25 protein-coding genes are annotated in these 24,613 nt (G+C 39.1%); 13 read left to right on the top strand and 12 right to left on the bottom strand.

The features are described from left to right. Nucleotides 1-90 precede the first annotated feature (90 nt). Nucleotides 91-255 (top strand): hypothetical protein, encoded by a 165-nt coding sequence (locus tag AAEY62_RS05690; protein ID WP_007581574.1) that lies wholly within the window; start codon nucleotides 91-93, stop codon nucleotides 253-255. A 5-nt stretch (nucleotides 256-260) separates the two neighbouring features. On the opposite strand, the gene AAEY62_RS05685 is transcribed toward AAEY62_RS05690, so the two are convergent. Then, entirely contained in the window at nucleotides 261-1,511 is a 1,251-nt protein-coding gene (locus tag AAEY62_RS05685; RefSeq protein WP_024590062.1) for a multifunctional CCA addition/repair protein, read from the bottom strand. 132 nt (nucleotides 1,512-1,643) lie between these two features. On the opposite strand from AAEY62_RS05685, the gene AAEY62_RS05680 reads away from it, so the two are divergent. Then, nucleotides 1,644-1,871: a hypothetical protein gene (locus AAEY62_RS05680; RefSeq protein WP_007581571.1), complete on the top strand. Its 228-nt coding sequence runs from the start codon at nucleotides 1,644-1,646 to the stop codon at nucleotides 1,869-1,871. 30 nt (nucleotides 1,872-1,901) lie between these two features. Here the strand turns inward: AAEY62_RS05680 and AAEY62_RS05675 are convergent, their stop codons facing one another. Genes AAEY62_RS05675 through AAEY62_RS05660 form a run of 4 tightly spaced genes read right to left on the bottom strand, consistent with a single transcriptional unit; the run spans nucleotide 1,902 to nucleotide 5,767 of the window. Next, the gene (locus AAEY62_RS05675; protein WP_024590063.1) at nucleotides 1,902-2,402 is read right to left on the bottom strand and encodes a DUF1543 domain-containing protein; all 501 of its coding nucleotides are present in this window, start codon (nucleotides 2,400-2,402) and stop codon (nucleotides 1,902-1,904) included. Nucleotides 2,403-2,410: 8 nt separating this feature from the next. Further along, a complete protein-coding gene (locus AAEY62_RS05670; RefSeq protein ID WP_024590064.1) occupies nucleotides 2,411-3,760 on the bottom strand; it encodes a sigma 54-interacting transcriptional regulator in 1,350 nt (449 codons plus the stop codon). Nucleotides 3,761-3,762: 2 nt separating this feature from the next. Continuing rightward, on the bottom strand, nucleotides 3,763-4,308 hold the full coding sequence (locus AAEY62_RS05665; RefSeq protein ID WP_350634711.1) for a hypothetical protein: 546 nt from the start codon (nucleotides 4,306-4,308) through the stop codon (nucleotides 3,763-3,765). A gap of 1 nt (nucleotide 4,309) precedes the next feature. Continuing rightward, on the bottom strand, nucleotides 4,310-5,767 hold the full coding sequence (locus tag AAEY62_RS05660) for a sensor histidine kinase (protein ID WP_024590066.1): 1,458 nt from the start codon (nucleotides 5,765-5,767) through the stop codon (nucleotides 4,310-4,312). Between the two features lie 330 nt (nucleotides 5,768-6,097). Between AAEY62_RS05660 and AAEY62_RS05655 the strand changes: the two genes are divergently transcribed. The 4 genes from AAEY62_RS05655 (at nucleotide 6,098) to AAEY62_RS05640 (ending at nucleotide 7,252) form a co-directional block, all read left to right on the top strand. After that, complete coding sequence (locus AAEY62_RS05655) at nucleotides 6,098-6,331, top strand: EF-hand domain-containing protein (RefSeq protein ID WP_007581561.1); 234 nt, start codon at nucleotides 6,098-6,100, stop codon at nucleotides 6,329-6,331. 24 nt (nucleotides 6,332-6,355) lie between these two features. After that, nucleotides 6,356-6,583 carry an EF-hand domain-containing protein gene (locus AAEY62_RS05650; protein WP_007581559.1) on the top strand — a complete coding sequence of 76 codons (228 nt, stop codon included), beginning with the start codon at nucleotides 6,356-6,358 and terminating at the stop codon, nucleotides 6,581-6,583. A 186-nt stretch (nucleotides 6,584-6,769) separates the two neighbouring features. Then, entirely contained in the window at nucleotides 6,770-7,006 is a 237-nt protein-coding gene (locus AAEY62_RS05645) for an EF-hand domain-containing protein (RefSeq protein ID WP_007581558.1), read from the top strand. Nucleotides 7,007-7,015: 9 nt separating this feature from the next. After that, nucleotides 7,016-7,252, top strand: coding sequence for an EF-hand domain-containing protein (locus AAEY62_RS05640; protein WP_007581557.1), 237 nt, complete (start codon nucleotides 7,016-7,018; stop codon nucleotides 7,250-7,252). Nucleotides 7,253-7,309: 57 nt separating this feature from the next. Here the strand turns inward: AAEY62_RS05640 and AAEY62_RS05635 are convergent, their stop codons facing one another. Next, complete coding sequence (locus AAEY62_RS05635; RefSeq protein WP_024590067.1) at nucleotides 7,310-7,762, bottom strand: energy transducer TonB; 453 nt, start codon at nucleotides 7,760-7,762, stop codon at nucleotides 7,310-7,312. Between the two features lie 172 nt (nucleotides 7,763-7,934). Next, entirely contained in the window at nucleotides 7,935-8,456 is a 522-nt protein-coding gene (locus AAEY62_RS05630) for an energy transducer TonB (RefSeq protein ID WP_024590068.1), read from the bottom strand. 172 nt (nucleotides 8,457-8,628) lie between these two features. Between AAEY62_RS05630 and AAEY62_RS05625 the strand changes: the two genes are divergently transcribed. Next, nucleotides 8,629-10,311 (top strand): amidohydrolase, encoded by a 1,683-nt coding sequence (locus AAEY62_RS05625; RefSeq protein WP_350634710.1) that lies wholly within the window; start codon nucleotides 8,629-8,631, stop codon nucleotides 10,309-10,311. 52 nt (nucleotides 10,312-10,363) lie between these two features. On the opposite strand, the gene AAEY62_RS05620 is transcribed toward AAEY62_RS05625, so the two are convergent. Continuing rightward, a complete protein-coding gene (locus AAEY62_RS05620) occupies nucleotides 10,364-11,203 on the bottom strand; it encodes an HDOD domain-containing protein (protein ID WP_024590070.1) in 840 nt (279 codons plus the stop codon). Nucleotides 11,204-11,499: 296 nt separating this feature from the next. Between AAEY62_RS05620 and AAEY62_RS05615 the strand changes: the two genes are divergently transcribed. Then, nucleotides 11,500-13,200 carry a DUF8614 domain-containing protein gene (locus AAEY62_RS05615; protein ID WP_024590071.1) on the top strand — a complete coding sequence of 567 codons (1,701 nt, stop codon included), beginning with the start codon at nucleotides 11,500-11,502 and terminating at the stop codon, nucleotides 13,198-13,200. A gap of 41 nt (nucleotides 13,201-13,241) precedes the next feature. Here AAEY62_RS05615 and AAEY62_RS05610 read toward each other — a convergent pair whose 3' ends face one another. Continuing rightward, nucleotides 13,242-13,646 (bottom strand): HIT domain-containing protein, encoded by a 405-nt coding sequence (locus AAEY62_RS05610; protein ID WP_101217522.1) that lies wholly within the window; start codon nucleotides 13,644-13,646, stop codon nucleotides 13,242-13,244. A gap of 111 nt (nucleotides 13,647-13,757) precedes the next feature. Between AAEY62_RS05610 and AAEY62_RS05605 the strand changes: the two genes are divergently transcribed. Next, nucleotides 13,758-15,983, top strand: a complete 2,226-nt coding sequence (locus tag AAEY62_RS05605) for a S9 family peptidase (protein WP_101163420.1) — start codon at nucleotides 13,758-13,760, stop codon at nucleotides 15,981-15,983. Between the two features lie 142 nt (nucleotides 15,984-16,125). After that, nucleotides 16,126-17,763 carry a methyl-accepting chemotaxis protein gene (locus AAEY62_RS05600; RefSeq protein WP_350603021.1) on the top strand — a complete coding sequence of 546 codons (1,638 nt, stop codon included), beginning with the start codon at nucleotides 16,126-16,128 and terminating at the stop codon, nucleotides 17,761-17,763. Nucleotides 17,764-17,841: 78 nt separating this feature from the next. Here AAEY62_RS05600 and AAEY62_RS05595 read toward each other — a convergent pair whose 3' ends face one another. Both AAEY62_RS05595 and dinB read right to left on the bottom strand, forming a co-directional pair. After that, nucleotides 17,842-19,362: a M17 family metallopeptidase gene (locus AAEY62_RS05595; RefSeq protein WP_024590075.1), complete on the bottom strand. Its 1,521-nt coding sequence runs from the start codon at nucleotides 19,360-19,362 to the stop codon at nucleotides 17,842-17,844. Nucleotides 19,363-19,491: 129 nt separating this feature from the next. Beyond that, nucleotides 19,492-20,544 (bottom strand): DNA polymerase IV, encoded by a 1,053-nt coding sequence (dinB, locus tag AAEY62_RS05590; protein WP_024590076.1) that lies wholly within the window; start codon nucleotides 20,542-20,544, stop codon nucleotides 19,492-19,494. A gap of 679 nt (nucleotides 20,545-21,223) precedes the next feature. Between dinB and AAEY62_RS05585 the strand changes: the two genes are divergently transcribed. From AAEY62_RS05585 to AAEY62_RS05575, 3 genes are all read left to right on the top strand, one after another. Next, nucleotides 21,224-21,658 carry an acyl-CoA thioesterase gene (locus tag AAEY62_RS05585; protein WP_010553137.1) on the top strand — a complete coding sequence of 145 codons (435 nt, stop codon included), beginning with the start codon at nucleotides 21,224-21,226 and terminating at the stop codon, nucleotides 21,656-21,658. Between the two features lie 9 nt (nucleotides 21,659-21,667). Further along, nucleotides 21,668-22,720, top strand: a complete 1,053-nt coding sequence (locus tag AAEY62_RS05580) for an aldo/keto reductase (protein ID WP_024590077.1) — start codon at nucleotides 21,668-21,670, stop codon at nucleotides 22,718-22,720. A gap of 116 nt (nucleotides 22,721-22,836) precedes the next feature. Next, nucleotides 22,837-23,760: an ABC transporter substrate-binding protein gene (locus tag AAEY62_RS05575; RefSeq protein ID WP_024590078.1), complete on the top strand. Its 924-nt coding sequence runs from the start codon at nucleotides 22,837-22,839 to the stop codon at nucleotides 23,758-23,760. Here AAEY62_RS05575 and AAEY62_RS05570 read toward each other — a convergent pair. Then, on the bottom strand, nucleotides 23,711-24,331 hold the full coding sequence (locus tag AAEY62_RS05570; RefSeq protein ID WP_024590079.1) for a fumarylacetoacetate hydrolase family protein: 621 nt from the start codon (nucleotides 24,329-24,331) through the stop codon (nucleotides 23,711-23,713). The genes AAEY62_RS05575 and AAEY62_RS05570 overlap by 50 nt on opposite strands. Nucleotides 24,332-24,613 lie beyond the last annotated feature (282 nt).

The following is a 24,613-nucleotide window of genomic DNA, read 5'->3' as shown; positions in this document are numbered from 1 at the left end:
AGTACAACTTCAAATGTAACTATTCACTTTTAATTCAGTCGAATGACCATACCCTACATCATATTAAAGTGTTAAATTGAAGGAATACTCATGAAACCATCACTGGAGCGTGAAGAACTAGACTTTATTTTTGACTTATACAGGCCCTCTAAAAAACCTGAGTCTGAAAATGTAAAACCAAAAAGTACAAACTACAAAGAGCTAAGAAAGCACGACGCGACTAAAAACCAAGGCGTATCGCACTACTTAGTCTAATTTTATTACGCTTGGGACTTCTCATGTTCTAAAAATGCTTTAATGCAGTTTATTTCTGCAAGTTTTACTTCTTCGCCTATTTCAGGGCCTTTTTTGCCATTTTTAAGTGCATTTTGCACTACCAGCTTCTTATCCATTTTTTGCAGTTCAGTATGAATTGCTCGCAGCTTAGCTGATTGCGGGTATGGCTTATCAACAAGTGTTTCACCACGCCCTTGTGCATCGCATTGGCATGCTTGGGTAAACGCTATAAAACGTTCTGGGTGTACCAACGCATTTAAATTAGTCACTATTAGCTTGTGAATGGTTTGCGGCCTTAACTGATCAATCGTGTGGCAAAGGGTGTGATTATCACTGGTGAGTACGCCAATATCGCGAAAACGGTTAGGCACTTTTAAGCGCTCACAAAACGCCTCAATAACTGCAACACCTTCGCGTTCGTGCCCACGTAGGTTTCCATATTTTTTAAAACTAAGCGCTTTTCCAAAATCATGGGTTAGTGCAGCAAAACGTGTTTCTAAATTAAAATTTAAATCGGCTGCACGCCTAAGTACCAGCATAGTATGTACAAATACATCACCTTCAGGATGATGGTTTGCCGGTTGCGGTACATTAACCATGCGCTCAAGTTCTGGAAAAATACCTAAGCCTTGCAGTGCTTCAAAATAAAGCTCAGGGTACTTTTCACCCAGTGCTTTTTCAGTTTCAAGCCACACGCGCTCAGGTACTAAATGATTTAGCTCACCTTTATTTTTAAGCTCGCGCATTAATGCATACGTACTTGGGTGAATACGCCAATCACTGCCATAGCGGGCTAAAAAACGGGCAATACGCAGTACTCGAACAGGGTCTTCTACAAATGCCTCAGTGGTGTGGCGCAGTGTTTTATTTTGTAAGTCAGTTTGGCCATTAAACGGGTCAATAATATTACCGTGTTCATCAAGCGCCATTGAATTTATGGTTAAATCACGCCTTGCTAAATCTTCTTCTAGCGTCACTGTTGGGCTGGCATCAACCACAAAGCCAGTATAGCCTTTGCCGCTTTTACGCTCTGTGCGCCCAAGTGCATATTCTTCTTTTGTTTTTGGGTGCAAGTAAACCGGAAAGTCGCTACCTATTGGTACAAAACCGAGCGACTGCATTGTGTCTGGCGTTTCACCAATCACTACATAATCGTTATCTTTTGATTTTATATTTAGCAGTTTGTCGCGCACTGCACCACCAACGAGGTAAACTTTTTTTAAGTTACTTTTCACTTTATTCCCATGAACATTAATAAAATGGTTTGATACTAATCATAACATTAATTAAAAAATTCTGCGGTGTTTGCCAAGCTTAAGTAAGCTCATTACAATGGCGCATTATTTTCAGCTATAGCCTCACAATTAATGAAAAACCATTCATCAAAAAAAGAACTTATGTTACTACCTATTTTATTAGTGGTTATTTTAATGTGTGTGGCGGGTCACTTTTTACTACAAGCAAATTTTCAAGACAGTAATGTGGTTGAATACATGTTAGCAGCACTGCCGTTTGCTATGTTTGGATTGGTTATTGTGGCGTTTAAAATGGCGGCTAAAAGCGAAAAGGATGAACAAAACGAGCAGGACTCTTAATCCTGCTTAGTTTTAGCTACTTATTATAATTTAAAGTATGTGATAGCCAAACCAGTCTGGCTTTATAGGCTGCGATATACCGCTGGGCGTGAGCTTAATGTTTAGCTGGCTGTCGAGTAAATCAATCGCAAAACAATCGTCTACGTCATGTAAATCATCTTTATGAATATGGCTAAGCCCTGCGAGTAAATCGTTTTTAGCTCGCTCTTTAGCTTCATGACTACTGCTTGCAACATACAGTGCAAAGTCGTGTTGCTCAGCCATAGAATCACTTCTGTAAGCGCCTAAATTTACAAAATAGAGTTGTTTATTTTGCTCCACATAGCTATCAACAACTTCTACTTTAAAGCCATCAATATGATTAATTGCCATGTAGCTATCCATATGAACACTACTTCTGTCGCCTACCCACTGGCTTTTTAACTTTGTATAAGTTTGCTCTATGGTTTGCCCAACCACAAAGCGAATGTCGTGCATTTCTATGTGGCATCCTTGAATTCGCCCGCCTAAATACACCATAAATAACTGCATGCTTTTCCTTAACCTAAATTATCAACATCAATATTATGCTTTTTAATCAACTTATAAAAATCTGAGCGGTTGCGCTTGGCAAGCTTAGCGCCTTCGGCTACGTTACCACCTGCCATTTTTAAAGTGTTAATTACATAGTCGCGCTCAAACTCTTTTTTAGCGTCGTTTAGTGATAATGGCTCTACGTTTGTTTCGTTACTATTTAGCGCAGCTAACACTAAGTGCTCTGAAATAACATCGCTTGGCGTTAATGCTACAACCTGCTCTACTACGTTTTGTAGTTGGCGGATATTACCTGGCCAGTCGTAACGCACAAGCGCATGCATAGCATCGCTTGCAAAGTGTTTTTCAGTTTGCTTCATGCGTTTAGCAATGCTTGCACTAAAGTGCTGTGCTAATAAGCTTATATCTTCGCGGCGCTCACACAGTGGCGGTAATTTTAAATTAACTACGTTTAAGCGATAGTATAAATCTTCTCTAAATTGCTGGTTTAAAATAGCTTCAGGAAGATTTTTATGTGTTGCCGATACAATACGTACATCAATTGCTATTTCTTCTTGAAAGCCTACGGGGCGAATTGTTTTTTCTTGTAATACGCGCAGTAACTTAACCTGCAAGTTAAGTGGCATATCGCCTATCTCGTCTAAAAATAGCGTGCCGCCCTCAGCTTGTTGAAACAAGCCTTGGTGATCTTTAATTGCGCCCGTAAAAGAGCCTTTTTTATGACCAAATAATTCAGACTCTAAAAGCTCCCCTGGTACAGCGCCACAGTTAATTGCAACGAAAGGACCACCGCTTACATGACTATGCTGATGAATCGCCTGTGCGAGTAGCTCTTTACCTGTACCACTAGCCCCCGAAATCAATACATTAACTTGCGTTGGCCCAAGTAGTTTTACTTGCTCTAACAAGTGCAGCATTGCACCACTGCGCGTAACTATATTACTTTTAGGTGCTGCTTCATCTGCATTAACACCATGTATTTCTATCGCTTTAGCAAGGCTGTCAAATAGCTCATCTTTATCTACAGGTTTAGTTATAAATGCAAAAATGCCCTGCTTAGTTGCCTCTACGGCATCAGGAATTGAACCATGCGCTGTCATCATAATGACAGGTAATGCAGGGTAGCGGCTTTGCAACTGACGATGCAGTGCCATGCCATCCATTTCATCCATACGTAGGTCGGTTATTACGGCGTCAAACACTTGGCTTTTAAGTGTTTGTAGTGCGGTTAAGCCGCTTTCACAGGTCGTTACTTCGTATCCTTTTGATTTGATACGAATAGCAAGCAGTTTTAATAAGCTAGCGTCGTCGTCAACGAGTAATACTTTTGCACCTTGCACTTTAGTTGCTGCCATAGTTACTGCTCCTTAGTTTCTTCTCGTAGTAAAAGCTGCTGCTCAATCGTTGCTAACGATGAGAGGGTTTCTTGCATTTTATTGTTAAGTGCTTGCTGCTCTTTTTTAGCATTTATTTGCATAGTCACTTGCTGCTTTTGAAGCCATAAATATTGCTTTATATCATCTGGCCAAAAGTAAGCAAGATCGAGTTTTAGCAACTGAGTCATTACCGTATTTGGATCATCATTTATGTTTAAGCACATAAATTTAAAAAAACGTTTAAGATCGTTTTCACCTGTAAAAATATCTTTTTTTGGCACCAATTTAAATCCGCCACACTGATTAGCGTGCCATGCAATAACTTGCTCTGCAGGCGGATAGCTTGGTTCAATTTTTGGTCTGGGTTTTGGACTAGGTTTACTGTTTTTGTCGTTTGTTATTTTGGTATCGACCACAGGTGCAGGTGTAATTGACACACGCTCTTCTTGCCCATTAGTAATTGCACAACCTGATATAACCATGCTGCTACTGAGCACACATAAAATAGCGATTAAACGCAAGCGCATGTTAATTAACTCCTAGATTTTTTGTTATGGGAATTTTAATTGAAAACCGGCAACCATGCGGCTCGTTATGCTCAACAGTAAGTGTACCTCTTAGCTGTTCAACAGATTCTTTCACAATAGTTAAGCCTAGCCCACTGCCTTGCAGCGTAACATTTTTACTGTGTTTACCTTGATAAAATGCGCTGAAAATTTGAGTTTTTTCTTGCTCTTTAATACCACACCCTTTATCAAGCACTGCAATGCAAAGTTGGTTTTGCTCAAGTGCTAAATTAATAGTAACGCTTTGCTTATCTTGTGAAAATTTTAAGCCATTTGAAATAAGCTGAATTAAAATCATCTCAATAAGCTCACTAGGTAAAGCAAGCTCTTTATTAGGTAAGTTATTTTGCCATTGCAGAGCTTGCTGACGCGCACTTAAGCGATGTTCAAAATGGCTATTAATTTTATTAATAAGATAGCTAAACTCAACTTCGCTTAGGCTGTCTTTACTGGTGCGAATTGCATTATAACTCAGCAGGCTGTCAATCATTGTACGAAGGCGCACCATAGATTGGCTAATAAGCTCAAGCACTGCTTTTTGCTCAGCAGTAATTGGGCCTACTATTTCATCAGTTAGTAAATCAGTGCCTTCGACCATTGAAGCAAGCGGCGTTTTTAGCTCATGGGTAACATGGCGTAAAAAGGTATCTTTTTGCTGCTCAAGCATATGAAGCTGCTCTTGCACCCATTGGAGTTTTTCTCCTAGCTCAACTAGCTCAGCGGAGCCTTTCACAGATATTTTTTGCTGCCAATGTCCCTGCCCTAGCTTATCAATAACCGTAGTTAACCCTTTTAATCGCCCACTTATACGCCATAAAAAACCACCACCAACAATTAAAGTAAGCGGAATAAGTGCCACCAGCCAGTTTATAAATGAAGTTTGTAGGCTTGTAAGCTCATTTTGGTTATTGGTAATTTGCGCTTCATTTTTATCACGTAACCATAAAGTAAGCTCAGCAACTAAATCGCTCACTGGCACAAATAGCTCCGCTTGCTGTTGTTTTTGCTCAACAAGCTCTACATGCGCTGTTTGTAAGGTGACATATAAGCGTTGCCATTGGTGGGTATAATCTTTATCCGTGTTTACAAATTTAAGTTCATCAACACTTTGCAGGGATGATTGCCATTTATCGACAATGAGCTTATCTAACGATTCGCTTTTTAATACCCAGTTTTGCCTAGTGGCGCGCTCAAGGCTGTTGAGTTCTTGTTTTAGGATATTAAACGATTTGGTAACTTGGTAGTTGTTACTCACGATACTTTGAGTCACTGCTAACTGCTTGTTAAGCGCATTTAAAAATACAATCACCACTATAGAAAGCGGGAGTAACGAAAGCAGCATACTCATTGCAAATTGCCCAATTAAATTAGGCCGCCAGTTAAGCATTGCATGGTATTTTTTAGCTATGGTTGCTGGCATTTCGTTTAGTCCTTTTAAGTTAAGCGTTCTATTATTAAGTGCTTACCTTATACACTAGCTGAACCAGCAATTATATTTAATACGATTAACAGCCAGCGCTACAAAAACAATGTGTCGCCAAATAGAGACAACGTAAACCATTGATTTTTAAAACCTACCTTTAATCTCACTATATAGTGTTGCAAAAGGCACACAAAAATTACAATAAACCCCGTAAAAACTTCTCACCCCTTTCAAGTTAAAAATATAAACACTTGAAAATTAACAACAATTATTTTTGGCATCATTTTTGTAGTAGGAGTAATAACTTTAATCAATAAGGAAATAATTATGAACAAACGCATTTTAGTAATTTCATCATTACTGGCTTTAGGCTTTTTAGGCGCTAACGCACACGCAATGGACGTTCACGCGACTTTTAACGAGCTTGATAAAGACAGTAACGGCACATTAAGTGAAGCCGAAGCAGGTGAAGATGCCGTTCTACACGAAAATTTTTTACAAATTGATACTAATCAAGATGGGCAATTGTCGCTAGATGAATTCAAAAAATTTATTCAATAAACTCATTTAATAAGGAACGTGATTATGAAACAACTTATAGCCGCTTTTTCATTAATGTTTTTAGCAATTAGTGCCACCGTAATTGCATCGCCAACAAACGTGCGCTTTGCCCATTTAGATAAAGATATGGATGGACAAATATCAATTGTAGAAGCAAAGGAAGACAAAGAAGTAATGAGACAATTTGCCGACTTAGATGAAGACGGTGATGAAAAAGTCTCAAAAAAAGAATTTGAAAGCTTTAAGCCTTAATGAGTAATTACTGATTAAGCTTTACTTAAGCTTGTTACAGGTAAACTGAATTTAAAAGCATTTGCCATAATCCCTGAGGGAGTGTGTAAAAGGATTTAATGTTGGGAGTTAAATTACGGCAAGTGCTTTTTCCTTTTTACTTTATTTTAGCCACGAACTTTTAATACATCTTTTGGAAGGAAAACCATGAAGATACTTTCCCTTGTTATAAGCATTTTAATGCTATTAAGTTTTGATGCCGCGGCACTTGATGTAAAGCAACGCTTTGATCACCTAGATAGCGACAAAAGTGGCTATTTAACACACGACGAACTTGATCCCCAACCACAACTTTTAAACACCTTTGTAAAATGGGACAAAAACCAAGATAACCAAATTTCGCTAGTCGAATTTAAAAGTTATCTAACTAACAACCTTTACTAAGTGATTTATATGAAAAGTATTAGCTATATAACGCTGCTGGCGTTTAGTATTTTTAGCGCATTTAGTTTTGCCGCAAGTAACGACATTGCAAAGCAATTTAAAAAGCTAGATAGGAATAAAGACGGTTTTTTATCACGTTCAGAAACCGCTATAGACCCGGCTTTGTGGTCACGATTTTCAAGCTACGACAGTGACAAAGACGGTAAATTAGCATTAAATGAATATGGCTTATATGCAAGTAAGTAGTTTTATAGCTAGGTAAACAAACACCTAGCTTATTATATTTATATCTATTAATTACGTTCAGGCTTTATTTTTAGAACAATGCGCCAAATACTCTGCATCAGTAGGTTTTGGGCTTACCATAAAATCCATTTTGAGATAAGTTAGAACAGGTTGATTACTCGTATTTTCAGTTGTCGGTTTCCAGCGCCATAAACCCACAGCAGCTGCCGCATTATTATCAAACACGCCCTCAGGGTAAGACGAGATAACCTTATACCCTTGGGCTTTACCTTGTGAATTAATTAACGTAGCAAGCTCAACACAACCTGAAATACTTTTTTTTGCAGCTTCTATCGGATATCGCGGCTCAACTCTTTTAGCAACACCCCAATACTCACCTGCCTTACTTCGCAGTTCAGGACTCGATAAATCAATAAAACTCAGCATTTCATCGCTTACTTGTTTATCAGACGTTGAGCTACAATCTGTTAGCATCATGCTCAAGGGGAGTAATAAATAGAGGGCTTTCATAGCATTTCCTTATTCTTAATGCTTATTTATTTATAAATATTAGTATTAATACCCATCTGATTTTACAAAGGTTCGAGCTAAAATATTACACACACCGAAAGTAACTTTAAAGTGAGGTAAATAAGTACTTTTTTTCAAACCTTGTAATTTTCTCGTTACTTGAAATGTTTCATCAGTAGGAGATTTTTTTAGTTTTTCCTGTTACTTGAAATGTTTCGCCAGCCGGACAATTTTTTAAATATTTTTTACCTACTGGTATTGAATCAATCATAAAATCAATTCTAATATGAGTAAGTATAGGTTGTTTAGTTACATTTACGGCAGTAGGCAGCCAGGCCCATGTATTTAAAGATTGAGCTGCGGCTTCATCAAATAACCCTTTAGGATATGAAGAAATTACTTTATATCCTTGCGCCTTACCCTCAGAATTAATAATAGTCATGAGTTCTACACAACCAGCAAGACCTTTTTTTGCAGCAGCTATTGGATATCGTGGTTCTGTTCTTGTGGAAATATTCCAATAGTCTTTCACCCTGTCGCGCAGTTCAACACTTGATAAATCTATATAATCGCGTATTTCAGCATTTGATACATCAGTATGGTTTAGCTTTTCTACACTTTTATCTGCAGTAGGTGTCGATCCACATGCCGCAAGTAATGAAGTTAATGGGAGTAATAAATAGAGGGCTTTCATAGCGTTTCCTTATGCTTTATTGATTGTTTTACATACTAAATAATCACATCAATTACCTATTTTGTAAACAGTTAATATAGAGAAAAACATTAAAATGAGGTCTATCAATTCATTGGTATTATAAAATCAAGTTTGTTAATGTAAGTAAATTAACAATAAAAATTAAGTAACTATGCCACTCAAAAAAATAATCAAACCACTCATACTAGCCAGCCTTTGCGCTAGTTCTAGCTACACTCTCGCACAAACAAAAGTAATTTATAACGCCAATGGTTATACCCCTTTATACAAAGGTGAAATACAGCAGTTTTCTACCCTCGTTATTAAAAATGGCAAAGTAGTTAAGCTCGGTAGCGAAACACTTAAAGATAGCTACCCAGATGCCAAGCTAATTGACGCGCACGGTAATACCTTATTACCTGGCTTAATTGATGCTCATGGGCACGTTATTGGCCTTGGCGACAATTTATCGCAACTTGACGTACGCGGCGCAACATCGGTTGATGAAGTAACAAATAAACTAAAAGTATTTGCCGATAACAAACAAGGTTGGATTATAGGGCGTGGTTGGAACCAAGAGCTTTGGGCTGATACACGCTTTCCTACAGCTAAAGATTTAGACAAAGTAGTTAGCGATCGACCTGTGGTTCTTTCGCGGGTTGATAGTCACGCCATTTGGGTTAATTCAAAAGCGCTCGAACTTGCTGGTATTACCGCCCAAACAAAAGCGCCTGAGGGCGGTGAAATAATTAAAGACGAATTTGGCAATCCTACAGGTATTTTTGTAGATAAAGCAGAATCGCTAATTACCCAGCATATGCCAGCCCCTTCAAAGCAAGATATAAGTGACTCACTAGATGCAGCAGGTAAGCATTTATTAAGTTTAGGCATTACCTCTACTCACGATGCAGGTATTGATAAAGCCACATGGGAGGTTTACAAAGAGCGCGGCGACCTTGGTAATTTACCGCTACGTATTGTGGCAATGTTAAGTGGTGCAAGCCCTGATTTAGATACAATGTTAAAGGCAGGCCGATACCACGACAAAAATGACTTTATGGAAATTCGCAGTGTTAAAGTTTACGCCGATGGCGCACTTGGCTCTCGCGGAGCCGCTCTGATTGAAGAATACGCAGACAGACCTGGTCACCATGGTTTAATGCTTGAAACACAAGAAAAACTCGAAGCGCTCTTTACACAAAGCTTTAAAAGCGGCTTTAGCGCAAATACCCACGCCATTGGCGATAAAGCAAATAAAGTAGTACTTGATGCTTATCAAAATGTGTTTAAAAAAACGGGCGGTATATTACTACGTAACCGAATAGAGCACGCACAAATTGTAACGCCTGAGGATATCCCTCGCTTTAAAGCGTTAAAAATAATCCCTTCAATGCAGCCAGTACATGCCACTTCTGATATGCATATGGCAGAGCAACGCTTAACTGAAAAACAATTAAGCGGTGCCTATGCTTGGCAAACATTTTTAAAGCAAGGATCGGTTGTTGCAGCAGGCTCTGATTACCCGGTAGAGCTTGCAAATCCATTTGATGGTTTGTATTCAGCCATTACACGCATGGATCATAACAAACTACCTGAAAACGGCTGGCGCGCAAGTGAAGTACTAAGCCGCGAAGATGCATTACGTGCATTTACTCTCGGTGGCGCTTATTCAGCTCATCAAGAATTTAAGGTGGGTAGTTTAGAAAAAGGTAAATGGGCCGACTTTATTTTAATTGATAAAAACTACTTTAAAGTACCTGTTGACGAGATATACAAAACAAACGTACTGCAAACATGGGTAGCAGGAATAAAACGGTACGAAAAAACCAAAACAGAAAAGACTATCGATAAATAAATAAAAAGGGTTAACGCAAGTTAACCCTTTTTATTTATGTGATAAAACATGTTTAGCTAAACATGTTTTTCACATCTTTTAGCATGTCGTTGTACTCATCACTTGTGAATAGCTGCATAGACGGTATTACACCTTTATCTATGTACGTTTGCAGCGCTGCTGACTTATCAGAAACCTGTAATGTTCCCTCTAAAATAGCGCCTACTCGAATAAAGTCTACGTAACTAACTTTATCAGGTTTGTAACTTGGATCTGCCCAGCTTAGAGCTACATCAACAAACTCTTTAGGAAATTCCCACGCTTGCATAATAGATGAGCCAATTTTTCCACTCAGCTTTTGAATTGCGTGCGCTAAAAAGCTTGGGTTGGCAAACACTTCAGGGTGGCGCTCAGCTTCTGTTAAAATTGGTAATACACCAATATTATAAACAAGCGCAGCTAATGTAATTGAATCACGATTTAATGAAGTGTGTTTATTGTTTTTTAAGTAAAACTCCATGAGTGTTATTGAATGACTAGCAACGGTTAATGTTTTTTGCCAAGCCTTGCCCATGTAGCCTTTAATCAGCTCATTGTTTGATACAAATAATTGCTCCATAGCCATAGCCGTTGCAATATTTTTAATTTGGCGCAACCCAATGCGAGTCACTGCTTGTTGTAAATTAGATACTTTTACAGAACGTCCCATAATCGCACTATTAGCTACTTTTATCATACGAGCTGAAAGCGCTGGGTCTTGTGAGATTACATCTGACATTTGCATTAAATTCACATCAGGGTTATCTGCAGCTTGGCGAACCTTAATCGCTACTTCAGGTAGCGTTGGTAAAACCAACGTATCGTTATTTATTCTATCGACTAGAATCGTTAATAAAGCGTTTTCTGTAGACATAAAGCTGCCGTCCTTTTGTGTTCAGCCTGTAAAGTAACTGCAAACTCAGGCAGTTAATTTTCGTATTAGTAATATAATTAGTATTGTCTAACTTACCGATAAAGTTAAGATAATTATAGAAGTTTATTTTTATTTATAATGCTTTATCGCTCATGCTTGCCTTACAACGCCAAATACTTGCTATTTACTATTTAGTTTTGCTTTAATGCACTCACAATAAGGAAGCGTTTGTACATATTTAGTCTTTTAACTAAAGCAGTACAAATTATTAAACTTACTTTTTAACAGGCAATATAATGATCTTAAATAAAATTAGCCAAGCAATTATGCTCTCTGGTGTCGTTTTTCTTAGTGCATGTTCTGAACAAGCGCCGTCTTCTACCGACAACACAGCCACAGAGCTTGCTCAAAAAAGCAGTGCACAATCAGGCCCTGAGCTTATTAATGCAAATAACCAACGTTTAGATATTTACACCGACTTTAGCTTACAAAGTGATTTATCGCACTTAAGCGACAACCAACGAGCAATGGTTGCAAAGCTTATTGATGCTTCAAAAATAATGGACGAGTTATTTTGGAAACAATCTTTTGGTGAAAATAAAGATGCTTTTTTAGCAAAACTAAACGACGACAAAGTACGTAAATTTGCCGATATTAACTACGGTCCATGGGATCGTTTAAATGGCGATGAAGCGTTTTTATCCAGCTATAAAGAAAAACCTCTTGGCGCACAGTTTTACCCTGCCGATATAACCAAAGAAGAGTTAAACAATGCAGACGTTGAAGACAAAACTGGCCTTTACTCTGTAATTAAGCGTGATGAGCAAGGTAAGCTTTACAGCGTGCCATATTCAAAAGAATACGCTAATGAGCTTGCAAAAGCCGCTGACCTTTTACGTCAAGCTAGTAAACTTGCTGACGATAAAGAGTTTGCTAATTACTTAAATCTGCGTGCTGATGCTCTACAAAAGGATGACTTCCAAGTATCTGACTTTGCTTGGATGGATATGAAAAACAACCCAGTAGATGTGGTTATTGGTCCAATTGAGACTTATGAAGATCAATTATTTGGTTACCGCGCAGCTTATGAATCTTACGTACTTATTAAAGATTTAAAATGGAGCGAACGCTTAGCTAAGTTTGCCGCATTTTTACCTGAGCTTCAAAAAGGCTTACCCGTTGATGCTAAGTACAAACAAGAAGTACCGGGCTCTGACGCCGACCTAAATGCATATGATGTTGTTTACTACGCTGGGCATTCAAACGCGGGGAGTAAAACAATTGCAATTAACTTACCAAACGATGAGCAAGTACAGCTAGAAAAAGGAACTCGTCGCCTGCAACTTAAAAATGCGATGCGTGCTAAATTTGATAAAATTCTAGTACCAATTTCAAAGCAGTTAATTGTACCTGAGCAGCGTAAACACATTACTTTTGATGCATTTTTTGCCAATACGATGTTCCATGAAGTCGCTCACGGTTTAGGTATTAAAAATACAATCACAGGTAAAGGTACTGTTCGTCAATCATTACAAGAACACGCAAGTGCGCTTGAAGAAGGTAAAGCCGACATTTTAGGCCTGTACATGATTGAGCAATTACTTAAAAAGGGCGAAATTACAGAAGGAACTATTGAAGATTATTACACGACCTTCATGGCGGGTATATTCCGCTCAGTTCGTTTTGGAGCATCAAGTGCGCATGGTAAAGCAAATATGATCCGCTTTAACTTTTTTGCTCAAGAAGGCGCTTTTTCTAAAAATGAAGAAGGCCTGTACCGCGTTAATATGGAAAAAATGAGCATTGCAATGGCCAAGCTTTCTCGCTTAATTTTAACCTTACAAGGTGATGGCGATTACGAAAAAGTAGATCAACTAATTGCAACGCATGGCGATATAAAAGAAGAACTTGCTGAAGACTTAGAAAAACTAAGTAAAGCAAATATCCCTGTAGATGTAACGTTTAAGCAAGGTAAAGAAGTACTAGGGCTTAAGTAATTTTAGTTAAACTTAGCTAAACCCTAAAAAAGCGTTGCAGCTTAAAACTGCAGCGCTTTTTTTAACTCTGTAATTTGTACATCTGTATACGGCACAACTGGATACTTACCCCAAATTGGCGCAGGCCATGCAGCATCAGTAGTAAAGCGTGCAATATGGTGAATATGTAATTGCGGCACCATATTACCCAAAGCCGCTATGTTTAACTTATCAGGGCTAAACACATCCATTAATAATTTACTTAGCTTGGCTGACTCTTTTAAATACACAATTTGATCATCCTCAGATAAATCAATTATCTCTTTTAAGTTAGCCTGCCTAGGCACTAATACAAACCACGGATATTGGCTGTCGTTCAATAAAAGTACTTTACACAGTGGCCAATCGGCAAGCTCTATACAGTCGCGTTTAAGTTCTGGCGCTAGTTTAAATTCAGGGTTAGTCATTGTTATGTCCTACTTTGTCTTTAATAATCGCCACTTTATAGCATTTAGTTGCAGTTGCACACGCTTGGCTTTACCATCAAAGCAATATTTATAATAAGCTAAGGCAACCTTGTGCTAAAAAAAATAAAACACCTCTCACTAGCCCTTCCATTAATGGTTGGCGCTATTAGTGTTCAAGCAAAACCTTTATCGTTGGAGCGTATTTTTGACGATCCGAGCCTTTCAGGTAAATCACCTGTACAACTTAAATTTTCGCCTGACGGCAGCCGTGTAACTTATTTACAAGGCAAAAGCGATGACTACAACCGTTACGATTTATGGGAATACAATCTAAAAGATAACACCAACCGTGTGCTAGTTGATTCGGCAAAGTTATTTTCAGGCCCAGAAAACCTATCTGATGAAGAAAAAGCACGCCGCGAACGCCAACGTATTTTTGGTAAAGGCATATTAGAATACAAATGGTCTAAAGACGGTAAAGCACTTTTATTCCCACTTAACGGCGACCTTTACTATTACGATTTAGCCTCTGCTAAAAGTAAAAAACTAACCGACACTGAAACATTTGAAACCGATGCACGCTTTTCACCTAAAGGTAACTACGTATCGTTTATTCGAGAGCAAAACCTATTCGCTTTAGAGCTTGAATCAGGTAAAGAGATTCAGCTTAGTAAAGATGGCGGCGGCGTAATTAAAAACGGCATGGCCGAATTTGTAGCTCAAGAAGAAATGAGCCGCATGACGGGTTACTGGTGGTCAGGTGATGAAACTAAAATTGCCTATACCCGCGTTGACGAAACCCCAGTAAAAGAAGCTATCCGTAACGAAATTTACGCTGATGAAGTTAAATTATTTAATCAACGCTACCCGTTTACAGGTACCGATAACGTAAAAATTCAACTCGGTGTGGTTAAACTAAATGACCAAAAAGTAGATTGGATTGATTTAGGTAAAGATGAAGACATTTATATCGCGCGTGCTAAGTGGCTAAAAGACGGCAATACACTGTCTTACCAATGGCAAAATCGCTCGCAACATAAATTAGAGCTTCGTTTTTATAACAGCGAAACTAAAGTCCAAAAAGTAGCATTAACCGAAAACAGCGAAACGTGGATTAACCTACATTTTGATCTTGAGTTTTTAAAAGACAAAAAACATTTTGTATGGGCATCTGAGCGCGACGGTTTTAAACACTTATATCTGTATCGCACAAACGGTCAACTTGTTCGTCAAATCACCTCTGGTGATTGGGCTGTTGATAGCTTAAAAGGTATTGATGAGAAAAAAGGCATTGTTTACTTTGCCGGCCGAAAAGATACACCGCTTGAAAGCCATTTATACAGCGCGCCTTTATTTAAAAAGGGCGATGCCAAACGTATCACCGAAAAAGGTCAGTACCATAATGTTGTGCTAGCAAAAGACAATAAAACCTTTATCGATAATAGCTCGTCTGATAATAAACCAAACTCAGCAGCGCTTCGTAAAGTAAACGGCGAATTTATTACATGGCTTGAAGAAAATAAGCTTGATAGTAACCATCCGCTTACTCCTTATTTAAGCGACTTAACAAAACCAGAATACGGCACAATTAAAGCCGAAGATGGCCAAGTTATGCATTACCGTTTATTTAAGCCTAGCAACATTACTGATGGCAAAAAGCACCCTGTTATTGTTAACGTATACGGCGGCCCGCATGCTCAACGAGTGACGAATAGCTGGCGCAGTAAAAACTTGTACTTTCAGTACATGGCGCAACAAGGTTACGTAATTTTTCAACTGGATAACCGTGGTTCGTACAACCGTGGTAAAAAGTTTGAAGATGCTATTTATAAAAACCTAGGCGTGGTTGAAGTTGCCGATCAAATTAAAGGCGTAGAGTTTTTACGTACACTTGATTACGTAGACCCACAACGCATCGGTGTTTATGGCCACAGCTACGGCGGCTACATGGCACTTATGACTATGTTTAAAGCAGGCGATTACTTTCAAGCCGGCGTATCGGGTGCTCCTGTAACCGATTGGGCTCTATACGATACGCATTACACAGAGCGTTATTTAGGTCACCCTGATACGAATGCTAAAGGGTATGAAGACAGCGCAGTATTTCCATATGCTGATGGCTTAAAAGGCCCATTAATGATTTACCATGGAATGGCTGACGACAACGTGCTGTTTACGCATTCAACTAAATTGTTTAAACAACTGCAAGATAACGAAAAACAGTTTGAAATGATGACCTACCCAGGCTCTAAGCACAGCCTACGTGGTAAACAAGTGCAAACACACTTACATCAAACAATTACAAACTTCTTTAATCGTCATTTTGATGTTAAATAAGCAAGTAAAGTAATAACAGACTAAAGGCTGATTGATAAATCAGCCTTTTTTTTGCATTAATGGACGTTAAGCCTAGATTAAACTCTTTTTTTAGCTACGCTTATTCTATGCGCTAAAGCGCACACTTTTTGAGGATAAATGTATGCCTAATCTACGAAGTTTTAGTATATCCCAGCGTTTTTCACTGTTAATAGCCATAGTTATATTTGGACTAATAGTACTTAGTATATCGAGCCTAACTCATCAATATAGCTCGCTAAAAGACGAGCAATACACAAAAACACAAAATGTAGTAGAAACTGCGTACAGTATAATCGAGCACTTTTATGACCTTGAGCAAAGTAATTCACTTACTCAACAACAAGCTCAATCGCAAGCACTTAATGCAATAAGAGCACTACGCTACGACAAAACCAATTACTTTTGGATTAACAACTACCAGCCAACAATGGTTATGCATCCTATAAAACCTGCGCTTGAGGGAAAAGATTTAACCAATAACAAAGACCCTGACGGCAAAGCATTGTTTGTTGATATGGTTAATATAGTTAAACGCTCTGGCGAGGGATTTATTCCTTATAAATGGCCAAAACCAGGTAAAGAAAAACCCGTTGAAAAAATCGCATTTGTTAAAGGTTTTAATCAATGGCAATGGATTATTGGCTCAGGTGTTTATCTTGATTCAATTGACGAAGCATTTAGCGAGCAACGAAACCTTATAGTCGTCAGTGCAACAATTATGATTATTGCTGTTATTTTACTTAGTTACTTTATAGGCAAGAGCATTTTAATACCTACTCGTTTAGCAGCCGATATGATGAAAGACATTTCACAAGGTGAAGGCGATTTAACCCGTAAATTAAATGAATCCGGTAATGATGAAATATCTGAACTATCACATTCATTTAATTTATTTGTTTTAAAAATGCGAGAGTCACTTGTTCATGTAGCACAAAGTGCAAACGACGTAAGTGAGCATGCGCATACAGTTGATGATTCAAGTAGAACAAGCCACTCGTTTATTGAGCTCCAAAACGATAGCTCAACCCAAGTTGCAGCTGCCATGGAGCAAATGACTCACCAAATACATGATGTAAGCCGTAACGCCGAAGCCGCAGAGCAAGCAGCTAAAGATGCAGCACAAAACGCATCAACGGGTAAAAATGTGGTTGCGCAAACAATTACAGCAATAGAAACACTCTCAAGCAACATAGAAACAGTCAGCCGTGTAACAGAAGATTTAGCCAACGAGAGCCATAATATAGGCTCTGTACTTGATGTAATAAGAAGCATATCGGAGCAAACAAACTTACTGGCATTAAACGCTGCCATTGAGGCTGCTCGCGCAGGAGAGCATGGCCGAGGATTTGCTGTTGTTGCAGATGAAGTAAGAACACTAGCCAGTCGTACAGGGCAAAGTACCGACGAAATTCAAACCATGATCACTAAACTTCAAGAAGGTGCAAAAGCAGCAGTAGAAGCTGTTAAATCAAGCCAAGCACTTTCAGTTTCTACCGTAGATCAGGCGTCATCGGCCAATACTTCACTTAATGAAATAGAACGACTTGTTTCAATTATTACCGAAATGAACAGCCAAATAGCACGCGCCACAGAGCAACAAACTCAAGCTGCCGACGAGGTTAATTTGCGTATTAATGAGCTATCTCAATCAACTGAGCAATCATTAAATAATACTAAACAGCTTACCGATGCCAGTGATAATCTTAAACAAAGTAGCCAAGAGCTTTCGAGCGTAGTTAATCGTTTTAAATTAGATTAACCCTAACCCATATAATTATCATAAAATGCAAAATGCCCTGAATTAACAGGGCTTTTTTATTGCATGTAGGTTTTTAGCTTACAAACAGTAACGTGCAAACAAGCTGGTTACTGATGCAGCCGTTGGCTTGCCATGCTGCCAATCACCGCCTTCAACACCGCTTCCTGCAATGTCCATATGCACATAAGGCAAAGGTTGTGCAGAGTCGTTACCGTGCTTATCAAGCCCACCAACAATAGCCATAAACGCCATAGGGAACTGATGTCCACGCGCAGTAACAGCAGATGCTGCGTTATTGCTCGAGAGTACATCGTCAGCTAGCGTGCGTGGTTTAATAAAGTCATAATCTTCACGGCGAGAACGCGATACTTCAGCGCCATCGGCCCACAAATCTCCAAGGTCAGCTATTTGACGTGAAATACCAGCGCTACGAGCTGGACCATTTTCAACATACGCACCGTAAGGACCCATTGCACGTGCCGCGTGACCCGTTAATGTAGCAACAGTAAATAACGTTGGGTTTATTTCGCCTTTAGCTAAATCTTTCATTTCGCTAAGCAGGTCGCCCATTGCTAAGCGCCCTTCTGCATCGGTATTACCAATACGTACACGAATACCTTCGCGACTAGTAATAATTTCATCTGGCACAAAACAATCCGAGCCAATAGAGTTACGAACAACAGCTAAGTACGATACCACTTTAACGCCTTTAGGCTGATAATCCGCAACGGCTTTCATAAAGCCCGCAACAGAAGCAGCGCCGCCTTTATCGCGGCTCATGCCTGCCATGTGCCCGCCAACTTTTAAATCGGCGCCGCCTGTATCGTATACAAGACCCTTACCTACAAACATAAGTGTGCGAGTAATTTCGCCCTCTGGTACATATTCAAGCTTAACAACACGTGGGTGATGGCGCTCAACTGCATACGATGCACGAGCAACAGTGCTTAGCATTGGGTAGTTTTTATCAATAGCTGCAATATCATCAATTACGTCAACCGCAATGTTTGAGCCTTTAAATAAGTCAACGCAGTAATCAGCAAAACGTGGTGGAGCCATACGCTCAGGTTCAGTGCCACATAAGTCACGCGCGGCATATTGGCCTGCAGCAATTGCATTAACAGCTTTAATTGTTTGCTCGCTTGCGCCAACTAAACCAATTTGAGTAATAGGTTCAATACTTTCACCGTGATATTCACGCGCTTCTAATGGCTGCCATAAGGCTTGGCAAGCGCCTAAATAAGCAACTTCTAAAGCATGCTGATAACGGCTATCGCCATTTAAATTTGGTAAAAATAATGCAGGATTAACACTACCCGACGCTTTTGCTTCGTTAATTGCTAATTTAGCAGCATCAAAATAACGGCGAACATCGTCGTAATCTCTATTTAACGGACCCGTTGGCGCAAGTACAACGCGTTTGTTTTCAATCACTAATAAAGTAACTTGTTTACCAATACGAGAATCAACTTTTGCTTGGTCTAAAATAGCATCACGTAATGAGTTATTTGGTAATTGAGAAAAGTCATCACTAATAATAATAAGCGCATCATGAGATGTACATTCAAGGCTTGCACTAACCGCTTGAGGGTATGCCATAAATAAAGTCCTGTTAGAAAACATAAGCCCCTATTATCGTCGATTTAAATATTGAAGACCAGCAAGGTGCGATGAGCTAATTATACAAGTTGCCAATAAATGGCAACTTGGGGTTACAGGCTTTACAGCTTAATCGAGAATACTAAGTTGAAAGTTTTGTTCTGGCTCGCTTTTAATGCCAACGCCTATGCCAAGTAATCTTACAGGTTGTTGTAGCCCTCGTTGATAAGCCTTAGTAAGGAGTTGAATAAATATTTCTGTGTTTAGCTCGTGGTATGCCTGATCGGCTGAGGTTACTACAAAATTTGCAAACTTCACTTTAACACTCAGCTTATTAATACGGTTTTGTAATTGCTGTTTATTAAGTCTTAAAACTAATTCGTCTAACAATTTTGGCAGCTCATCTAAGCACTCTTGCAAACTTGTTTTATTGTATTCGTAGGTATGCTCAACACTCAGCGACTTTCTGATGCGATCTGTTGATACTTTACCAACATATTCACCTGCACATTTTTGATAAAGCGACACACCAAAATTACCCACATGTTGCTGCATCCAGTTAACGCCTTTTTCACGAACATCCTTGCCGGTATATAAGCCTTTTAAATTTAGCTTTTCGAGCGTTACTTTACCCACCCCCGGAATTTTCCCCAGCGGTAATTGCGCTAAAAAGTCATCGACCTCATGAGGCAAAACGACAAATTGACCATTCGGTTTTTTTTCGTCGCTGGCTATTTTGGCAATAAATTTAATCGGTGCAATACCTGCTGATGCAGTGAGCCCTGTGGCATTGTAAATATCGGCTCTTATTTGCTGTGCAATAAGTGTGGCACTGCCTTTACAAGCAGTGCTGTCTGTTACATCTAGGTAGGCTTCGTCTAAAGAAAGAGGCTCAACTAAGTCTGTGTAGCGGCTAAATACTTCACGTATTTGATTTGAAGCTTCTTTGTATACAGCCATGCGCCCAGGGACAATAACTAAATCGGGGCATAATTGTTTAGCATGATAGTTCGACATAGCCGATCGTACGCCATATTCTCTAGCTATGTAGTTAGCGGTTGAGAGCACGCCTCGTCGGCTATTGCCTCCAATAGCAAGCGGTACACATGCAAGTTTTGGATTATCTCGCATTTCTACTGCTGCATAAAAGCAATCCATGTCTATGTGAATAAACTTCTTCATCACCACAACAATAACTGGTTATTTATACAGTCATTATTATAGAATCAAATGTGATAAGCAAGCCTAGGGCCTGTTTATCTTTCGAGGTTAAATTTGCAGCAGTATGTTTGGTATTTAGGAAAGGCAGAGCCTATGTAGTGTGGTTATTCCCCATAAATAGGCGATAACGTAGCACAAATGCCAAACATACGCTGCCCGAAGGGTTCTGCCTAGGGGCAATTTACTCTTTGTTGCTCGGTTTTTACTTAGCCCACTAGGTCACAAACCTCGCGCCGCGATTAAATAGCCCCTAGATTGAACAAATTTTAATCCTGAAAGGTCAACAGGCCCTAGTTAGCGATTAAAAAAAGCGCTTATTACCTTCTTGCTCTTTATAACCGCGCAACCAAAACATAACCTCGAAAAAAAACCCCGCTAACATTAAAATAATAGCGCCTGATTCGTTACCCATTGCGTAACAGGTAAAAGAGGCTATAAAAACTAAACAAGCTAAGGACCAATTAATTATATTCTGCATATTTTTACCTTTGTGTGTTTTTGTGTTTGTCTGTGTAATTTAACTGTAGACCTAAAATTAAACAGGTACAATCATCTTATAAAAAAACATGCCATTAATTACCTTGAGCTCGTAACCCCATGTTGATAATCTAAGTACTTTAAAATTAAGGGCCAATAAATAATGCAAACGTTTAAAGATCAGCACCCTATCCATACCGACATCACCGTAGCGTGGGCTGATATGGATGCACTACAACACGTAAATAATGTAGTGTATTTACGTTACTTTGAAATAGCCCGAATCGACTTCTTAAATAAAATAAATCTGTTCGATACAATAAGCCCTAATGGCGTGGGCCCGGTAATAAGCGAAAATAACATTCGTTATAAACGCCCAGTTACATTCCCAGATACGCTTACAGTCGGTGTTACTATTTCTGATATAAAAACAGACCGATTTGTTATGAATTACACCGTATTTAGTCACGCACAAAACGCTATAACAACAACAGGCACTTCAAAAGTGGTTATGTTTGATTTTGAAACAGGCCAAAAAGCCCTCATTGCAGAGCCTCTTTTATCGGCGTTAGTTAGCTACTCTCAAGACGAGCAATAAGGAATTCTCATGCAATACAGCCCACTTGGCAGCAGTGGTATTAACGTTTCAAGAGTATGTTTAGGCAGTATGACTTGGGGTAAACAAAATACTCAAAGCGATGCTGATGAACAAATAGCCTACGCGTTAGAGCAAGGCGTAAACTTTATTGATACAGCCGAAATGTATGCAGTACCGCCCTCTCCAGAGACCTATGGTAAAACTGAGGAAATTATTGGCAATTGGCTATCGCGTAATCAGCAAAAGCGCAGCGATGTGGTACTTGCTACAAAAATTGCAGGCAATGGATTATCGTGGGTACGTGATGGTGGCAATATTACGCACCAAACAGTAATAGAAGCCGTAGACGATTCACTTAAGCGCCTTAAAACCGACTACATTGATTTATATCAGCTGCATTGGCCAAACCGCTCTACCCCGCACTTTGGCAGACAATGGCCCGGCACTCTTAAATTTACCGACGTAAATACACAAGAGCAGCAAGCTAGTATGCTTGATATTCTAGAAGGCCTTAATGAATGTGTTAAAGGAGGTAAAATTAAACACTGCGGTTTATCTGACGATACGCCATGGGGTATAAGCCAGTTTTTAAGTTTGGCCAAAGAGCATAACTTACCGCGCATGGTATCTATTCAAAACGAGTTTAGCTTAGCGCATGCTAAAGACTGGCCGTATTTAATAGAACAATGTGTACACGAAGATATTGCCTACTTACCGTGGTCGCCTTTAGCGGCCGGTTTATTAACGGGTAAATACCTAAATGGTGCTCGCCCAGAAGGCTCTCGTTGGACCTTCATGCAGCGCAACGGTATTTTTAGAGATACACCCAATGCAGAGCAAGCCACTAAGCAGTATGTTGAGCTGGCTCATGCAAACAATATTACTCCAGCACAACTAGCACTCGCATGGTGTAACCAAGTAGATGGCGTAACCTCTTCAATTATTGGTGCAACAAGCATAGCCCAATTGAAAGAAGATATTGATGCATTTAACATCACGTTAAGCGACGAAATTCTTAGTGAGATTAACACTATATTTAAAAACTATCCTATGCCTTATTAAGCATGTACCAGTTAAAAGCAGCCTTGAACAAGGCTGCTTTTAACTAAAATATTTGACCCTACTACAACCAACACTATACTTTAATTAAGTTTTCTTAATTCAACGAACACTTATCAATGCTGAGAAACGGATACTATGCATTTTGCCTATTAATTGTATTTAACGCGCATGCCGTTGAGAAAAAAGTACAGCCTCTAGAAGAAATTGTTTGGCTGCAAAGTTACACGCCCCCTTTTCATATAGCTAAAAGCGAAAGTGCACCACAAGGCGGTATTTGCGACAACCTAACCGAGCAACTCATTAGAACAATAACAGATGTAAAACATACCCGCTTAATTGTCCCTCAGCAGCGTATAAATAAATATTTAAATGAAGGAAAAAACGTATGCTTCCCGTGTGTTATTTATAAAAAACATAATAACCAACTACTTAACTACTCAAATCCAACAACGGTATATCCCCCATTTTCAATTATCACGACTAAAGAGCTAAAGCCCAAATTAGAAGAAAAGCACGGCTCGCCCATTCACCTTATTAATTTATTAACCGACCCGCAATACGTATACGGGCAAGCTGCTGCACGTAAATTTACAACTAAAATTAATACAATTATTGAAAATACAAAACGAGATAAAGAGTCATCGTTAAGTTGGAGTAGCGAAAATGAAAGTCAGGCTGTTATAGCACGCTTGAGTCATGGCTTTTTAGACTACTCAATTGATTACCCGTTTATGGCCGATTACTTTAATAAACAAGGGGAGTATACGAATATAGAAAGTGTACCAATAGAAGAAAATGATGTTCAATTTATACGAGGAGCAATAGGTTGTGCGGCTAACGCACCTAATAATTTTGCACAGCAAGCGCTTAAAAAAATTAACCGCGCGCTAAAAAATAATGTACTACAATCGCCTGAGTATCAACAAAGTCAGCATAATTGGCTTAAAACTACCTTTGCCGACTTTGATAAACACTACCAACAGCAAGTTATTAATTTTTACTTACTTGCCACTGATGCTCAAGTAAACACTGATCATTAGCATAAAGTGCAACAGCAAAAATACTTTTAGGCGTTACCTCGCCCACGCCCGAAGGTGTGCCTGTCATTACTACATCACCATCTTCTAAGCTCATAAATTCACTAATTTCTTGTAAAATTGAGTCCGGGTTATGCAGCATAAAATGAGTATCACCTCGCTGAACTACTTTATTATTAATTTTAAGTTCAAAGGTAAAGTGCTTCATTTCATCAGTTAGCGCTACAAAATCAGTTAAAATTACAGAGCCGTCGAACGCCTTAGCGCGCTCCCATGGAAGCCCTTTATTTTTTAACTTACTTTGTACCGTGCGCTTAGTTAAATCAAGGCCGAGTCCAACCCCCACAAATTTTTTATTTTTAACTACAAAACATAGCTCGGTTTCATAATGCAGCGTATCGCCGTTATGAGCCGCAAATAACGTATTAGTAATCGCGCTATTTGGTTTGTTAAATAACACCATTTGATCTGGCGTTTCGTTATTTAGCTCTGCAATGTGTGCGGTATAGTTACGGCCAACACAGACTACTTTTGATGGTGTTAATTCTTCAGATACTAACTTTATTGAATGCATATAAATAATGTCTCAGTTATTGGACCTGTTGACCTTTCAGGATTAAAATTTGTTCAATCTAGGGGCTATTTAATCGCGGCGCGAGATTTGTAACCTAGTGGCTCGGTAACTGCTCCTACGTTATTCTACTGACTTACATCCCTGTAAGAATAAGTAAAAACCGAGCAAAGCTTCCGCGTCCTGCTCACGCCCCTTACCTACATCCATGTCATAGGTAAGATCTTAAGAAATTGAGTTGAAGCTCAATTCATGATCAAATGGTTGTTACCACACAAACCACAG

This window comes from Pseudoalteromonas sp. GW168-MNA-CIBAN-0100, assembly GCF_040309225.1.
Taxonomy (GTDB): domain Bacteria; phylum Pseudomonadota; class Gammaproteobacteria; order Enterobacterales; family Alteromonadaceae; genus Pseudoalteromonas; species Pseudoalteromonas arctica.
This window is presented reverse-complemented; position numbering and strand designations above follow the sequence as displayed.

Coding starts and splice junctions, on each gene's coding strand:
- AAEY62_RS05690 (WP_007581574.1), top strand. CDS start 91: ATGAAACCATCACTGGAGCGTGAAGAACTAGACTTTATTTTTGACTTA.
- AAEY62_RS05680 (WP_007581571.1), top strand. CDS start 1,644: ATGAAAAACCATTCATCAAAAAAAGAACTTATGTTACTACCTATTTTA.
- AAEY62_RS05675 (WP_024590063.1), bottom strand. CDS start 2,402: ATGCAGTTATTTATGGTGTATTTAGGCGGGCGAATTCAAGGATGCCAC.
- AAEY62_RS05670 (WP_024590064.1), bottom strand. CDS start 3,760: ATGGCAGCAACTAAAGTGCAAGGTGCAAAAGTATTACTCGTTGACGAC.
- AAEY62_RS05665 (WP_350634711.1), bottom strand. CDS start 4,308: ATGCGCTTGCGTTTAATCGCTATTTTATGTGTGCTCAGTAGCAGCATG.
- AAEY62_RS05660 (WP_024590066.1), bottom strand. CDS start 5,767: ATGCCAGCAACCATAGCTAAAAAATACCATGCAATGCTTAACTGGCGG.
- AAEY62_RS05655 (WP_007581561.1), top strand. CDS start 6,098: ATGAACAAACGCATTTTAGTAATTTCATCATTACTGGCTTTAGGCTTT.
- AAEY62_RS05650 (WP_007581559.1), top strand. CDS start 6,356: ATGAAACAACTTATAGCCGCTTTTTCATTAATGTTTTTAGCAATTAGT.
- AAEY62_RS05645 (WP_007581558.1), top strand. CDS start 6,770: ATGAAGATACTTTCCCTTGTTATAAGCATTTTAATGCTATTAAGTTTT.
- AAEY62_RS05640 (WP_007581557.1), top strand. CDS start 7,016: ATGAAAAGTATTAGCTATATAACGCTGCTGGCGTTTAGTATTTTTAGC.
- AAEY62_RS05635 (WP_024590067.1), bottom strand. CDS start 7,762: ATGAAAGCCCTCTATTTATTACTCCCCTTGAGCATGATGCTAACAGAT.
- AAEY62_RS05630 (WP_024590068.1), bottom strand. CDS start 8,456: ATGAAAGCCCTCTATTTATTACTCCCATTAACTTCATTACTTGCGGCA.
- AAEY62_RS05625 (WP_350634710.1), top strand. CDS start 8,629: ATGCCACTCAAAAAAATAATCAAACCACTCATACTAGCCAGCCTTTGC.
- AAEY62_RS05620 (WP_024590070.1), bottom strand. CDS start 11,203: ATGTCTACAGAAAACGCTTTATTAACGATTCTAGTCGATAGAATAAAT.
- AAEY62_RS05615 (WP_024590071.1), top strand. CDS start 11,500: ATGATCTTAAATAAAATTAGCCAAGCAATTATGCTCTCTGGTGTCGTT.
- AAEY62_RS05610 (WP_101217522.1), bottom strand. CDS start 13,646: ATGACTAACCCTGAATTTAAACTAGCGCCAGAACTTAAACGCGACTGT.
- AAEY62_RS05600 (WP_350603021.1), top strand. CDS start 16,126: ATGCCTAATCTACGAAGTTTTAGTATATCCCAGCGTTTTTCACTGTTA.
- AAEY62_RS05595 (WP_024590075.1), bottom strand. CDS start 19,362: ATGGCATACCCTCAAGCGGTTAGTGCAAGCCTTGAATGTACATCTCAT.
- dinB (WP_024590076.1), bottom strand. CDS start 20,544: ATGAAGAAGTTTATTCACATAGACATGGATTGCTTTTATGCAGCAGTA.
- AAEY62_RS05585 (WP_010553137.1), top strand. CDS start 21,224: ATGCAAACGTTTAAAGATCAGCACCCTATCCATACCGACATCACCGTA.
- AAEY62_RS05580 (WP_024590077.1), top strand. CDS start 21,668: ATGCAATACAGCCCACTTGGCAGCAGTGGTATTAACGTTTCAAGAGTA.
- AAEY62_RS05575 (WP_024590078.1), top strand. CDS start 22,837: ATGCTGAGAAACGGATACTATGCATTTTGCCTATTAATTGTATTTAAC.
- AAEY62_RS05570 (WP_024590079.1), bottom strand. CDS start 24,331: ATGCATTCAATAAAGTTAGTATCTGAAGAATTAACACCATCAAAAGTA.